This window comes from Prosthecobacter sp. (genome assembly GCF_044373815.1).
Classification (GTDB): Bacteria; Verrucomicrobiota; Verrucomicrobiia; order Verrucomicrobiales; family Verrucomicrobiaceae; genus Prosthecobacter.
Map to the genome: position 1 here is coordinate 1 of NZ_JBIPNG010000128.1, position 14379 is coordinate 14379.

Genomic DNA, 14379 nt, shown 5'->3' on the forward strand with positions numbered 1-14379 from the left:
AGAGAAGCGGGAGCAGAAAACGTAGGGTCATGGGGCGGGGGGGGGGGAGTCTTTGCCTTTTTCAACACTGCCAAAAGCCATTTTGCCAATTAACGACTCCAGATCGACCGAGGACTCAGTCATCGTGATTCGAGAACCAGCGGAAAGATAAGTTTCATCCGCTCCGGGCGCAAGCGCCACGTATTTATCTCCGATGAGTCCGGTGGTTTTGATGGAAGCCATCGTGTCGGTGGGCAGCTTCAGACCAGCCTCCACGCGAAGGGTCACCATCGCGGTGTAGTCGGTGCCATCCACGCGGATGCCTTCCACCCTTCCCACCGGGACGCCAGCCACGAGCACACTGCTGCCAGCATTGAGCCCTCCAGCATTGGTGAAGCGCGCCTCCATCACGTAGGTGTCTCCACCGATCAGCGATTTTGAGCCGAGCTTCACCGTCAGATAGACGACGGCTGCGATCCCCAGGAGGACGAACAGACCAACGTAAAGTTCGAGCTTGGATTGTTTCATGAGTCTTCAGATTGCAGGGCTTCGCCACGACGTATAGCAGCAAGTGTGCGGCCAAGTGCTTCCGCGCTGTCGCGAAAATCTTCCACCATGGCGACGGTGGAGGCCGAAAATTCAGCAGGGGTGCCTTCAAAGCACATGCGCCCTTTGTCAAGGAGGGCCACGCGGTCGCTGGCGATCAGCGCCTCGGTCAGGTCATGCGTGACCACCAATGCGGTGAAGCCAAACTGACGTTGATATTTCGCGATCATGGCAAACACCGCATTGCGTCGCAGCGGGTCCAGGCCGGCAGTGGGTTCATCAAAAAGAACGAGTTCCGGCCGTGTGACGATGGCGCGTGCCAGGGCCAGGCGCTTCTGCATGCCGCCGGAAAGCTGGCCGGGATAGCGGTCCTGATGTGCTTCGAGCTCGATCTGCCGCAGCGCCTCGAGACTGCGTTCGCGGATTTCCTTGTCGGAAAGATCCGTGGTCTGCTCCAGCGGCAGGGCCACATTTTCCAGTGCGGTCAGGGAGTCGAACAAGGCATTGCTTTGAAACAGGAAACTGCAGCGGCGGCGGAAATCGGCGCGTGCCGCCGCATCGCCGATGCTGAGCAGCTTGCCGTCAAAGTGAATGCTGCCTGCATCCGGACGAATGACATCCGCCAGGCACTTCAGCAGCACCGACTTGCCGGCACCACTGCGCCCGAGGACGGTCACGAGACTGCCGTGTGGCACATTGAGGCTGGCGCCATCCAGCACGACGTTCTCTCCAAAGCACTTGTTCAAGCCCTCGATGCGCAGCAGCATTTGATTGGAATCAGCACCCATGATCAGACGAGGAAGGAGGTGATGATGTAATCCGCGGCCAGCACAATGATGCTGGACTGCACCACGGCACGGGTGGTCGAGGCACTGACGGCACGCGCGCCGGTGGCGGAACTGCAGCGGTGGGCGTTAAAGCCATGGTAGGCACACAATGAAATCGTCAGCAGTCCAAAGGTGACCGCCTTGATGATGCACTCCCGCACATCCTGGGCCTTGACCGCGTGCTCCACGGAGGACCAGTAAACGCCGGGCTCCAGGCCCAGCAGCAGTGAACCCGAGAGGCTGCCGCCCCACAAACCGACTGTGACAAACAATGCCGTCTGCATGGGATAGACAACCAGCGCAGCAAGCAATCTCGGTGTGATTAGATAGGCATGACTGCTCACGCCCATCGTTTCGAGCGCGGCGATCTGCTCTGTGTTGCGCTGAATGCCCAGCTCTGCCGCAAGGGCGGACCCCGCCTGCCCTACCAGCATCAGCGCCGCCAAGGCGGGCCCCAGTTCACGTATCAGACTGAGGGAAACCAGAGTGCCCAGCAAACTTTCGGAGCCGAAGCGGTTCAGTACATAATAGCCCTGCAAGCCGAGCACCAGACCGGTGAACATGCCCACGATGAGGATCACCGGCAGGCAGCGCACGCCCTGCTCAAAACCGGCGCGCACAATGCGCCTGCCAAGCCGCCGCGCACCCACCGCGGAACGAAAAGACTGCCCTGTAAAAAGAGCAAAGTCTCCCAGTTCATGAACAATGGAGAGTGAGTAACGACCTATGGCGCGCAACATTCGGTGCGGGAACCTTCACCCACGCACCGGAGTTGCGCAACGCCGTAGCGTCTCCCGCCTCAAGATTCTTTAGAATGCATCCTCAAAGCTCGCCAACTGGCAGCCACTTGCGCTGCTCCCAGCTTTGCAGGCCGAGCTCAGCGAGTTGAACGCCCTTGGCACCTTCACGAAGGGTCCAGGGGAATGGTGTGTCCAGCACCACGTGCTTGAGGAACTCCTCCCACTGGATCTTGAAGGCGTTGTCATAGCTCGTCGTGTCTGGCACCTCCTGCCAGCCGCCGAAGAAATCGATCGGCTGGTCGATGTCAGGATTCCACGTGGGCCGTGGCGTGGTGCCGATGCTCTGCACCCAGCACTTGCGCAGGCCTACGATGGCACTGCCGTGCGTGCCGTCCACCTGCATGGTGAGCAGGTCATCGCGCCGCACGCGCACCGTCCAGGAGCTGTTGAACTGGCAGATGACACCGCCTTCGCACTCAAAGGTGGCGTAGCACGCGTCATCGCTGGTGCAGGCATAGGGCTTGCCGCGCTCGTCGATGCGCTTTGGCAGATGCGTGGCGCCTATGCAGCTGACGGCTTTCACTTTGCCAAAGAGATTGTCCACCACGTAGCGCCAGTGGCAGAGCATATCGACAATGATGCCGCCGCCATCTTCCTTGCGGTAGTTCCAGGAAGGGCGCTGCGCGGGCTGGTCCCCTTCCTCGCCGGTGAAGACCCAGTAACCGAACTCGCCGCGCACGCTGAGGATGCGGCCAAAGTAACCCTGATCCCGTAATGTGCGGAACTTGCGGATGCCGCTGAGCCAGAGCTTGTCCTGCACCACGCCGTTTTTCACACCGGCATCTTCGCAGAGTTTGGCCAGGCGTAACGCCTCGCTCGTTTCCACGGCGGTCGGCTTTTCGCAGTAGATTGCCTTGCCTGCCTGCACCGCCTTTTCCACGAAGCCAGCACGCTGCAAGGTGCCGGAGGCGTCGAAGAAGATCTCGTCCTCCTTGTTGGCCAGAGCGGCATCAATGTCCGTGGTGTAGCGCGTGATGCCCGTGCGTTCGGCCAAGGCCTTGAGCTTGTCATAATTCCGTCCCGTGAGGATGGGGTCGGGCATGATGACGAGGTCATCTCCGACTTTGAGTCCGCCTTGATCGCAGATGGCCTTGATCGAGCGGATCAGGTGCTGATTGGTGCCCATGCGTCCGGTGACGCCGTTCATGATGATGCCGATTCTGCGTGTTTTCATAGTTGGTAATGGGGATGGAAAAATGGGGGGGAAGGGTCAAGGTTTCTGCCTGATGCGAAGCACTCGATGATTGCGCGAGTCGGCGATGTAGATGTCTCCAGTGCGTGGATGGGTGACGACGCCATGCGGTTCGCCAAGCTGCGCCTGCAACGCCGGGCCAGGAACGCCGCCAGCGCCTTTCGCGCCGTCACCAGCAAGAGTGATGAGCCTGCGCTCGGACACGATGAATTTGCGAATGAGATGGTTGCCCGCGTCAGCGATGAGGATGTTGTCGTCGTGATCCGCCCAGAGGTGCTTCACCCCTTTGAGTGGCGGAGTGGCTGCCGGATCGCTGAGAGAAACGACTTTGCCATCGGTGCCCAGCATTCTCACGCCAAGCCCTGCCGCAGTGAAAAGCCTGCCTTTTGAGTCAACCGCCATAGCCCGGCTGCCGCCGATGCCGGAGACAGTGGTGATCAGTCCTGTCTTCATGTCCACCACGCGGATCACTTTGCTGAAGCCGCCAAGATAGAGCCGGGTGAAGTCGTGGTTGAAGCAAAGGCACGCGATACCATCCAGTCCGGCGCTCGTCGCGGGGCCGCCGTCGCCGCTGAGTTCTTTGCCGCCGTTGCCTGCGAAGGTCGTGACGATGCCGGTCTTCGCATCCACCCGGCGCACGGCGTAGTGGTAGGTATCGGCGATGAAGAGATTCCCCTCCGCATCAGCGACAAGATTGTGCGGCGCGATGAAGCAGGCATCCCTGGAGGGTCCATTGTCTCCCAGCGGCGCATTTTTGGACCTGGCGCCCGTCACCACAGTGAGCACACCCGTCATTGCATCGACTCGCAGCAGGCGGTGCGTTTCCTCGCAGATGAACATGTTGTCTTGCGGATCAAAGGCTATGCCAAAGGGCTGCGACACCTTGCACTCGGCTGCGGGCGCATTCTCCATCTTCGTGCCGCCACCTGCGACGACCTCGATCCGCATGGAGACAGCCTCTGCGACAGCGGCAGTCCCTGGTGTGACGACCACATTTCGAAACGCCCCAAGATCATCAAAAGAGCCGAGACCGATGCGGCCTTTGGCAAAAGTCTTGTCGCTGGCTTCAAGCACCAGCGCCCCCTCAAACCAGACCTTGATGCTGCCGGATGCGGCATCGCGCACCAGCTTGATGGGATGCCAGGTGCCGGGCTTCCAGGGCAACGTCTCGGCACGGGTCGTCGTGATGGCTTTGCGGTCCGCTTTGTTCACCACATGCAACTGGAGGTGCACGCCGTCCGCCTTCTCGCCCAGATGGGCGTAGTAGAACTCCGAGTCCCCCACGCCGCCAAAGGCGACACAGAGGTCGTTGTTGCCTTTATTGAAGGCATCCAGCCGCGCTTCACAGGTCAGTGTGAAGGAGTCCCACTCAGCACCACCAAACCAAGCCAGATTAAACGGCCTGCGGAACTTCGGTTTGTATTGCGAAGGCTTCCTGAGGAGGAGGGTCGTCTCGTCAGCATTACCCTGCCATTCCCAAGCTGCTGGATCCTCAAACTGCCACTGGTCGCGCTGCTGGAGCGGATAAAGCGCTGCGGCAGCGGCTGATGCGGACAGACAGAGTCCCAGTGCGAGATGGATGAGCAGACGGAGAGAATTCATGGCGTCAGATTCCCGGACAAGTTCAGCGCGGGATGAGAGCTTTTATGCGTAAAGCTGGGCGTAGCTGGCGGCGATCTTTTCCAGAAACACGTGCTGGTCCATGGCCCAAAGGCGGTTCGAAAAGATCTCCACCTCGCGATAGCCCGTGAAGCCGGTGGCATCCACCCAATCGCTGATTTCTTTGATGTTGATGCAGCCTTCCCCCATGAGGCCGCGATCATTTAAGAGATCAATCGTCGGTGTCCTCCAGTCACAGATGTGAAATGCCTGCAGGCGGCCGGTCTGACCTGCGAGATCAATCTGCGACTTGAGCTCGGGATCCCACCAGACATGGTACACATCCAGCGCGATGCCGACTGATTTCGGTGAGCCCAGTAGATCGCAAATCTCATGCGCCTGCCGCATGGTGTTCACGGCGCTGCGATCATCCGCATACATGGGGTGAAGGGGTTCGATGGCGAGTTTTACGCCCGCCTGCTCCGCTGCTGGCAGCACTGCGGCGATGCCATCGGCGATCTGCTTGCGCGATTCCACCAGCGACTGCCCGGGCACAGCACCGCAGACCAGCACGATGAGTGGAGCGCCAATGGCGTGCGCCTGATTGATGGCCTTCAGATTGTCATCAATGGCCGCTTGTCTCCCGGCCGCGGTCGCCGCTGGAAAAAAACCGCCACGGCAAAGGCTGACGACTTCAAGCCCTGCGTCCCGCGTCTGACGCGCCACAGAACCCAAATCACGCCCTTCCAGTGCCTGCCGCCAGATGGTGATACCGCTGACTCCGCGCTGCGGGAAGTGCACGAGGCATTCTTCAAGGCTCAGCGGTTTGGTGGTGATGGTGTGGACGCAAAGTCGGCGCATGAGAAAGATCATGGCAGCGCCTGCTCATAAGAAAAAGATGATTTTACGATACCCTGGATCAGAAATATCAATGCCGGGTCATGGAACTCTACCAACTCGGCTACTTCATCGAAATCGCCCGCCAGCGCAGTTTCACCCGGGCGGCTGGTCGATTGCACATGGCGCAGCCGGCGCTGAGCCAGCAGATGAAGAACCTCGAAGCGGAGCTGGGGACGCCCCTTTTCAACCGTGGCCGCAAAGAAGTGCAACTCACCGCCGCCGGCAAAGCTTTCCTGCCGCGTGCCGAAGGTCTCCTCACGCAGGCCGAGGCCGCCAAGGCGATCGTCTCCGATGTGGCCCACCTGCGGGGCGGAAAACTGACCATCGCAGCCATTCCAAGTGTGAGTGCCTGCCTGCTGCCAGAGGTGATTCACACCTTCAGCCAACAGCATGACCAGGTGGCTTTGCATTTGATCGAGGACAGTTCTGAGCGCGTGGCCGACTGCGTGGAATCCGGCCGGGCCGACATCGGCTTTCTCCAGCTCCCCGCCAGCAAGGCGGCTTTCAAGTCACAAACTCTCATTACCGAGCCCTTTGTGGTGCTGGTTGGCAAAAGGCATGCACTTGCCGGACAGAAAACCGTGCTGCTGCGGCAGTTGTCAGCGGAATCCTTCATCTTCTACAAAGGCCGCGCCCGCGACACCGCATTGGAGTCCTGCCGAAAGGCGGGCTTTGAACCCCGCATCGTTTGTGAGAGCGGAGAACTGGGAACCGTGCGTGCGCTCGTCGCTGCAGGGCTGGGTCTGGCCATTGTCCCACGGCTGGCGGCTGGGAACCTGCCAGCGAGCATTCTTACCGTGGCCATCCGCGAACCCAAAATGCAACGCCAGATCGCCGCCGTCTGGCAGAAGGGCAGCGAGCTCTCTCCTGCGGCGGCATCACTGCTGGAACTGGCCACGGAACTGCTTTCGAAGGGGAACTACAAAGACACCATGCCAGATCACTGAGGCATTGGGCGCTGCACAATCAGCAGCTCAGCCAATGGAGCAGCGCCAGTCCGAACTCGCACCGCAATTATCACAGGAATTCACATCAGGACTTCGCGGCGGCAGGTTCAGCAGCCTGCTGCGGATTGGTCTTGGTGGGCGCGTAGTAGTAGCTGGCGTAGTTGTAGTAGGTGTACTCTTTCAGGTTCGAGCTGGAGCGGTTGAGAATGACACCACCGATGTTGACCTGACGCTCATAGAGCAGATCCAGCGCCTTGCCTGAGAGACGGGCCATGGTGGAGGACATGCGTACCACAAAGAGCACCGAATCAAGTTTCGGCGCGAAGCTGGCCGTGTCATCCGCGACGAGGACAGGAGCACTGTCGAAGATGACGTAATCGTATTCCTCACCCATCTCACGCAGCATCTCTTCGGCTGTTTTGGAAAGCAGCATTTCGGAGGTCTGATCGAACACGTCACCGCGGGCGAGCAGGTCCAGATTACGCGTGCTGGTTTCCTGAACGGCATCACGCCAGTGCAGTTTCCCACGAAGGGCTTCGCTCAGGCCCGGGGTGGAAGGGAGTTTGAAAAGTTCGCTCACACCACCACGGCGCAAGTCGCAGTCCGCCAGCAGCACACGTGCTCCGGCGAGGGCCATGGTGACGGCCAGATTGGAGGTGACGGTGGTCTTGCCTTCATTGGGAACCGCGCTGGTGATGAGAATGGTCTTCGGCGGCTTGCCCTGCCAGTTTTTGAAGAGAATGGAGGAACGGATATTGCGGAATGCCTCGGCGTAAAGATGGCGGTCATCATTGGGACGCAGCAGGGCCACATCACCACGATTTCTCTGTTCCGGCACCTGCCCAAGAACCGCTTCCCCGGGGAACAAGGTCTGGAACTCACTGAAGGAATTCATTCGGTCGTCCAGGCGGTCGAACAACAGCAGGATCACGATGCCAATCCCCATGCCGCCAATCAGACCGACAACGATGGGCATCACCCAGTCCTCCACATTTTCATAGGCAGGGATGGCACGCTCTTGAATGGCCACAAAATCTGCCTGGGAATTGAAGACGCTCTGGATGCTCTCCACTTTTTCAAACAGCTTGTCGTAAGTCATCTTGGCTGACTCGGCAGCTTTTTCCAGCTTGTCATGCTCTGCGATTTTACCGCCGAGATCGAGGGCCTCTTTCTGCTTCTCGAGAATCTGAGCGTCCAAGACCTGCACGCGACGCTGGATGTCCGCCATCTGAGTAACCATCTCCTGCTGAATCTGCTCGGCATAGGAAGCCAGCAGCGCCTTCTGCGCCGCCAGTTCTTCCGTCACATCCTGCACCATGGGGTGCTGCTGCTTGAACTGGATCAGGAGTGAGTCCAGCTTCGTCTTGAGTTCGGTGATTCTCGATTTGGTGCGCAGGTAATCCTGCTCCGCCATGGTCATGCCATTGCGCCCGGGCGATGTTTCAGTGGCCTTGATCGCGCCTGATGGCTGTGTGCTTTCCCCACCTTTGGCCGCCGGAGCTCCGGCCGCTGCCCCACCACCGCTCAGCATGCGTTCACGCGCCTCCATGGCTGCATTGACGTTGGCGATCGCCAAGCGCAGATCTTCCAGTGTCGTGCGCTGGCTTTCCCTCTGCGACTCCAAGTTCCCGAGGAACTGTGCGGCAAGGTTGTTGCCATTGGTGATCGTGAGGATGTTGTTGGCGGCCTTGAATTTGGTGAGACGCTCAAGGCTGTCCTCCATGAGTTTCTGCTTGTTCACCACCTCCGTGAGGAACTGCTGGAGCACCTTGCCCTGAGCCTGCTCGCGGATGCTTTGACGAAACGCGATGAACTCGTCCAGAAGGGCATCCAAAAAGATCTTCGTGTATTTGGGCTCAGAGCCAGTCGCAAGGATGTTGAAAATGGCGGAGCCCTTGGTCTGCGCCACACGGATTTCCACGTCCGAATCCTTCACATCGGGGTTCAGTGCTCTCACGCGATCCAGAGCGCGCCGTTTCATTTCGGCACTCTCGATCGTTTCAATGATCGTACCATAGAAGTCCGCCTGCTGTTCACGCCAGGTTACGTTGTCGTTGAACGCCAGCTGACCGCCAGCCACGAGTTTAGCCAAGGAACGAAACTCCTGGGGGCGCCCGGTGATACGCAAGGCCTGAACACAAACACCAATGCTGGCCGTCAGGAGCAGGAACCACCAGCGGCGGCGCAGCAGGATCTTGTAACGCTGAAATTTGGCGGATGCCTCGTGAATGCGACTCAGCGTGCTGGATTGCGCCGGGCCTGGGAGGGTGAGGTTTTGTTCCATGATTCAAAAAATCCAAATTTGTTCTGTCGGTCTGCCTAAGGCACCTGCTGTCTCCCGTCAATTTTTGGGCTGGCAGAATCGCTCAAAAAAACAACTTAAGCCATTGGATTTATTTGGCCGCCGCACTGTTCGATTTAAAATCAAATTTCGACTTATTTGACTTCGATATACCTGTGAGAAATCCCAGGTATTTTAGAAATTAACGGTCTTTTCTTCGACGATGATGACGTCATCCTTGCGAATGAACACATCACGCTCGAGATCGCCCTGGCGCATGATCCCGTCCACATTGACCAAAATGGTTTTGTTTCCCTGGGGGGTTTTACGGATGATTTTCACTTTTTCCTTGTTGGCGAACTGGGCAAAGCCACCTGCACGCAGAATGGCCTGGCTGATGGAAATGTCTTCATTGGCCGGCAGGTCGTATTTTCCCTGTCTGGCCACAATGCCGAACATGACGTAGAACTCCAAGTCCACCTCACGCATTCTCATGGCATCATCAACATTGATCTTGTCGATCGCGATCACCACGGTGGCGTGCTGAAAGAAATTTTTCTCGAGCTCTCTTTTGATCGTGAAGGCCAGATCCCGGCAAGTCTTGCCTTTGGCGCTGACCAAGCCCACGTAGGGAGCCTGGACTTCCCCAGTCACTGCGACAACCTGCTGCAATGCATCCCGGCGGTCCTCCAGAATTCGTATGCTGATCGTGTCGCCAGCCGCAATGGTCTGATTGTTATCCAACACGTCCATGGAGGACAACACTGCCGCCCCTGCATTGACAGAGCCGGTTGTGGCACTAGCGGCCTGCCTCGATGATCTGGACGACGATTCAGGGATCCGGAATCCAGGATCTTGTGCTTTCAAAGCCGGGAGAGCGATGGCAAGCAGAAGCAGCGACAGTGATATCTTTTTCATGATGGTAGTGAATGAGTTTTGACACCCTCAAGCACCAATGCCGATCATGGCCTGGCTGAGGTCAAAAGTCATAGACCAGTTACGATCCGTTTCGTTAGAAATTGTAATTGAAGCCCAAAATCACGCGTGTCTGCGTGGAATCCGTGTTGGATTGCTTAGAATTGGTAACGAAATAGCGATAACCCAAGTTAACCCCAGCCTTGGCGGTCAGGTTGTAGTTCAGGTCAAATGAGAACCCGCTCTGGTCAGTATCTCTTCCAGCCACACCCAAGTAGTCGGCACGCCCGAAGTGATAGCCGGTTCCAGCGCGCAGCTTGGAAGTCAACTGGTGCGTGTAGTACACATCCACACCGAACTGAGTCAGCTTATACCCAGTGCCAGGGAAAGTTGGGTCGATAAGCGATGGCCTGGCGTTTTCGTAGTAGCCGGAAACTGAGAAGCGACCGCCCTTCCAGGCAACCATCGAGACACCGTAGTTGACGAAGTCGGCGGTGATGTAGTTCGATGCCAGGTTGATCGAGGATTCATGCCCAACGGACAGGGTGTGGCTGAAGCGAGCATTGAGCTGGTTGGTGATGCTGAAGTTGTAGTAGTAGCTGTTCAGATCGGAACTGTCTCCAGGACCAATCGGGGCGAAAACCGTTGGCGCGTCGAAATTGAAGGACTGCAGACCGCCAGCCAGTTTGACAATGGTCGATTTACCCAGAGGCACACTGACAAACGCGCCCCAGTTGAGGAGAACGCCGTCGTTCAAAGTAGGATTCACGTAGTTCAGTAACGAAACCCCGCCTTCCGTGCCCAAAATCCAAGTCGCCGTCGGACTGTATGTCAGGGAGGCATGCACCGTGTTCATGCTACGGCTGAACTGGCTGTTGTTGCTACCCAATGCCTCGGAGATGGTGTTTGTGTAGTTGACCGCAAGAGCCCAAGCCGAATTGATCTGCCAGTTGGCCGCGACACCAAAATCGTTCTGGAACACACCAAAGCTCGAATTATTTGCTGCGCCGACAAAGGCATTGTTCAGCGCAGGACGCATGGACATGCGGTCATAAATGGTGAAATTCACAGGGCCTGCCTTGATGTCAAAGGCGAGCGTCGTTCCCGGCAGAACGTTGATCAGGTAATTACCATTACCATACGCTGCCAGTTCTGGATGATTGAAATAATGATCCACACCGAGACCGCCGGTGAAACTCAGGACATTGTTTTGTGAAACGCGGTAGTTGGCGCTGACGTTGAGCAGCGTGCTGCTGATCACGTCTGACACCGGAACGGCGGTGCGGCGAACGTTGCTGTTGTATTCAAACCCCTGATAAAGGCCAAAACCAATATTCACAGGACCAACCTTCAGATTTCGCTTGCCTGTAAGGAACGGATCTGAGGTGTAGGTAGGAGCAAAATAACTCAAGGACTGCGAATACTGGCCCGAGTAGGTGGTGTAATCACCCACAGCACGAGCGGCGAATGCGGAACTGCCGCTGCGCACCGAAGGCTGTGAAATCTGACGGTCCGAACGCAGCAACTGCTGAAGACTTTGATACCCCTCCTGATCTTCCTGGCTGACGTATGCCCCCTTTTCGTAGTCGTACACCACGTCTCCACTGCGTGCCGATGACTGGGTCGTCTTTTTCATCTGGCCGGTGCGGGACCGAAGGTCATTGAAAAAGTTGCTGGTTTGCGACGGTGAAACACCAAACTGAGCGTTGGAACGTTGCGGCAACAAACAGCCGGTCGTGAGGGTAATCACCATCAGAACAGCACTGATGGGGACGGGGCGAGAGTTGTTGATCAGCATGACGGGAGAGAGTGGGTCGGGAATTAAAACAACGATACAAGCAATTCTACTGGGTTTTGTCTATACCAAATTTCTCTCGATTTCGCCACATACTCCCCCTTGAGTTACAATAATTTGGCGTTCACCGCTACACCCGGCCAGCCACGCTCCCCTCAGTTCTTGAAGGCGACCACCGAAACGGCACCCCTCGTTTCACGAACGCGTTTTCTGAGTTCAAAATCAAACTCAAGTTGGATTTCCCTCGAAGATGCCCTGTCCCAAGATCTGTGAGGACTGTTGGAAGGGGGAGCCAGGGCGATTAAACTGCGTAATTTGCCGAACAATTTGCCGATCGGAAGCCGCTTGGAATTGAAAGAATTCATGGTTTGATTGTGATAATTAAGACAACTTTCCGAACCCTATATAGTGTTCATTATAACATGTTCAAATGAATTTTTTGGGTGGCCGGAAAATGCAGGGCTTCACCGCTCCCGTTTGACGCCGCAGGTTTAAAAGTTCATGTGCGCTCATGTCCATTGAAGCCCTTCCTGTTCCTGCAGCGCGGTTGACCATCCCGGAATACGCCATGGCGCTTGCCCATGTGGCCAGCCTGCGTTCGGAGGATCCATTTCGGAAGGTTGGGGCGGTGGCCATTGACTTTGACAACCGGGTGATAGGAACCGCCTACAATGGCCTTGCGCCCGGCTATGACGCAGATCCTGATTTTTGGGCAGATCGGGATGCACGACGTAAATACATGCTGCATGCCGAGGTGAACCTGTGCAGCCTGTTCACCCGTGGCAATGTCAGGCTCGTCGCCTGCACCACCAAACCCTGCACCAGCTGCATGCAGATGCTTTGCGCCTATGGCGTCAAAGAAGTCTATTTCCGCGACGATTACCCTGAGTCCGAGGCAGATGCCATAGCCGGGCGTTATGGCATCCCGCTGATCCAGCTTGCCGATTACCCGCAGATCGTCTCGACAGCCGCCAAGGAAAAAACCACGTAAGAGCTTGCTGACGCGGAACCAGAGCGCCTGATCAGGCGCCGCTGACGTTTCGGACTCGTACTCACCAGCGCACGAAGTCACTCGTTATATCCAGACCAGGCGGCAGCCAATCAGGCAGTTTTGACGTTTTTCACCGCCAATTCATGCTTCGCAAGCTGCAGATCGGCCTCGACCATGATCTTCACCAGCTCCTTGAATTTCACCTTCGGCTCCCAGCCCAGCTTTTTGCGGGCTTTGGCCGGATCCCCGATGAGGAGTTCCACCTCCGCCGGGCGTTCATAGCGGGCGTCATACTTGACATGCTGCTCCCAGTCGAGGTCCAGTGCGCCGAAGGTCTCCTGCACGAATTCCTTCACACTGTGGGTTTCGTTGGTAGCGATCACATAATCATCCGGCTCATCCTGCTGGAGCATCATCCACATCATTTCCACGTAGTCCTTCGCGTAGCCCCAGTCGCGCTTCGCATCCATGTTCCCCAGGAAAAGCTTGTCCTGCAGCCCCATTTTGATGCGTGTGGCCGCACGGGTGATCTTGCGTGTCACAAAGGTCTCCCCACGGCGTGGCGACTCATGGTTGAAAAGAATGCCGCTGCTGGCATGCAGGCCGTAGCTCTCGCGGTAGTTCACGGTCAGCCAGTGGCCATAAACCTTAGCACAGGCGTAGGGGGAGCGGGGCCAGAAAGGCGTGGTCTCCACCTGTGGAACTTCCTGCACCTTGCCGAACATCTCCGAGGAGGAGGCCTGATAGAAGCGCACCTTGCCCACCAGTCCAGTTTCGCGGATGGCCTCTAGAATGCGCTGCGTCCCAAGGCCCACAATGTCCCCCGTGCTCTCCGGCACATCAAACGACACCCGCACATGGCTCTGCGCCCCCAGATTGTACACCTCATCGGGTTTCAGTTCATAGAGCAGCTTTACCAGAGCCACCGAGTCCATCAAATCCCCGTAATGCAGGTGCAGATTCTTCGAGGGCAGGTGGGATTCCGGCTCAAACAGGTGCTGAAGACGCCCCGTGTTGAAACTTGAGGCCCGGCGGATGATGCCGTGCACTTCATAGCCCTTTTCGAGCAGCAGTTCCGTGAGATACGAGCCGTCCTGTCCTGTGATGCCGGTAATTAGAGCTTTCTTCATGGGTCAAATCGAGCGCCGATGAGACAATACCGGCTCCCATTCCGCAAGGGGAAAAGCAGGAACATAACAGTTGCACCCCACGAGTCTCCCCTTATTCTCTGCCCCCCCAATCCCAGCCCCAATTTCAATTTATGAGAGCTGACCTCGTCGAACAAGCCGCGCTAATCGTCAAAGATCACCCCATCCTGATCAATATGGTCTCCAAGCGAGTCCGTCAGATCGCCGCGGGCCATGCGGTTCTCGTCGAGCGCCGCCCCGGCCTTCGTGAAGCCGACCTCGCCCTCCTTGAAATCATTCAGGGCAAGATCACCATCGCCACCATCGACAAGAGCTAGGCCACCCTGCCCTTCCCGGCAGAACCGCCAGTTCTTCGTTAACATCTGCGGTTCCCCGCGCGACCCATGTCCGAGATCGCCACGAACCGCAAAGCCCCGCGCGACTACCACATCCTCGAAAAATACGAGGCTGGCGTCGAAC

General features: G+C 57.4%; 14 protein-coding genes. 3 read left to right on the top strand and 11 right to left on the bottom strand.

Annotation, left to right across the window (positions count from 1 at the left end):
- Window positions 1–27: 27 nt before the first annotated feature.
- The 6 genes from mlaD to ACIREA_RS12550 all read right to left on the bottom strand — a co-directional run bounded on the left by mlaD (window position 28) and on the right by ACIREA_RS12550 (window position 5804).
- On the bottom strand, window positions 28–507 hold the full coding sequence (gene mlaD / locus ACIREA_RS12525) for an outer membrane lipid asymmetry maintenance protein MlaD (protein WP_397382611.1): 480 nt from the start codon (window positions 505–507) through the stop codon (window positions 28–30).
- Window positions 504–1313, bottom strand: a complete 810-nt coding sequence (locus ACIREA_RS12530) for an ABC transporter ATP-binding protein (protein WP_397382612.1) — start codon at window positions 1311–1313, stop codon at window positions 504–506. Before ACIREA_RS12530 ends, mlaD begins: the two co-directional genes overlap by 4 nt.
- Window positions 1314–1315: 2 nt before the next feature.
- Window positions 1316–2092, bottom strand: a complete 777-nt coding sequence (locus ACIREA_RS12535; RefSeq protein ID WP_397382613.1) for an MlaE family ABC transporter permease — start codon at window positions 2090–2092, stop codon at window positions 1316–1318.
- 82 nt (window positions 2093–2174) lie between these two features.
- A complete protein-coding gene (locus tag ACIREA_RS12540; RefSeq protein ID WP_397382614.1) occupies window positions 2175–3326 on the bottom strand; it encodes a Gfo/Idh/MocA family protein in 1152 nt (383 codons plus the stop codon).
- 36 nt (window positions 3327–3362) lie between these two features.
- A complete protein-coding gene (locus ACIREA_RS12545; RefSeq protein ID WP_397382615.1) occupies window positions 3363–4946 on the bottom strand; it encodes a hypothetical protein in 1584 nt (527 codons plus the stop codon).
- Window positions 4947–4988: 42 nt separating this feature from the next.
- On the bottom strand, window positions 4989–5804 hold the full coding sequence (locus ACIREA_RS12550; RefSeq protein ID WP_397382616.1) for a sugar phosphate isomerase/epimerase family protein: 816 nt from the start codon (window positions 5802–5804) through the stop codon (window positions 4989–4991).
- A gap of 80 nt (window positions 5805–5884) precedes the next feature.
- On the opposite strand from ACIREA_RS12550, the gene ACIREA_RS12555 reads away from it, so the two are divergent.
- Complete coding sequence (locus ACIREA_RS12555; RefSeq protein ID WP_397382617.1) at window positions 5885–6790, top strand: LysR family transcriptional regulator; 906 nt, start codon at window positions 5885–5887, stop codon at window positions 6788–6790.
- Between the two features lie 85 nt (window positions 6791–6875).
- On the opposite strand, the gene ACIREA_RS12560 is transcribed toward ACIREA_RS12555, so the two are convergent.
- A complete protein-coding gene (locus ACIREA_RS12560; protein WP_397382618.1) occupies window positions 6876–9074 on the bottom strand; it encodes a polysaccharide biosynthesis tyrosine autokinase in 2199 nt (732 codons plus the stop codon).
- Here ACIREA_RS12560 and ACIREA_RS12565 point away from each other — a divergent pair.
- Window positions 9073–9234 (top strand): hypothetical protein, encoded by a 162-nt coding sequence (locus tag ACIREA_RS12565; RefSeq protein ID WP_397382619.1) that lies wholly within the window; start codon window positions 9073–9075, stop codon window positions 9232–9234. The two genes, ACIREA_RS12560 and ACIREA_RS12565, sit on opposite strands and share 2 nt — an antisense overlap.
- A gap of 32 nt (window positions 9235–9266) precedes the next feature.
- Here ACIREA_RS12565 and ACIREA_RS12570 read toward each other — a convergent pair whose 3' ends face one another.
- Entirely contained in the window at window positions 9267–9989 is a 723-nt protein-coding gene (locus tag ACIREA_RS12570) for a polysaccharide biosynthesis/export family protein (RefSeq protein WP_397382620.1), read from the bottom strand.
- Between the two features lie 94 nt (window positions 9990–10083).
- Window positions 10084–11784 (bottom strand): outer membrane beta-barrel protein, encoded by a 1701-nt coding sequence (locus tag ACIREA_RS12575; protein ID WP_397382621.1) that lies wholly within the window; start codon window positions 11782–11784, stop codon window positions 10084–10086.
- A gap of 508 nt (window positions 11785–12292) precedes the next feature.
- On the opposite strand from ACIREA_RS12575, the gene ACIREA_RS12580 reads away from it, so the two are divergent.
- Window positions 12293–12772, top strand: a complete 480-nt coding sequence (locus ACIREA_RS12580; RefSeq protein ID WP_397382622.1) for a deoxycytidylate deaminase — start codon at window positions 12293–12295, stop codon at window positions 12770–12772.
- Window positions 12773–12882: 110 nt separating this feature from the next.
- Here ACIREA_RS12580 and gmd read toward each other — a convergent pair whose 3' ends face one another.
- Both gmd and ACIREA_RS12590 read right to left on the bottom strand, forming a co-directional pair.
- Window positions 12883–13902, bottom strand: coding sequence for a GDP-mannose 4,6-dehydratase (gmd, locus tag ACIREA_RS12585; protein ID WP_397382623.1), 1020 nt, complete (start codon window positions 13900–13902; stop codon window positions 12883–12885).
- Window positions 13903–14063: 161 nt separating this feature from the next.
- Window positions 14064–14379: hypothetical protein (locus ACIREA_RS12590; protein ID WP_397382624.1), on the bottom strand; the 316-nt coding region annotated here is incomplete at its 5' end.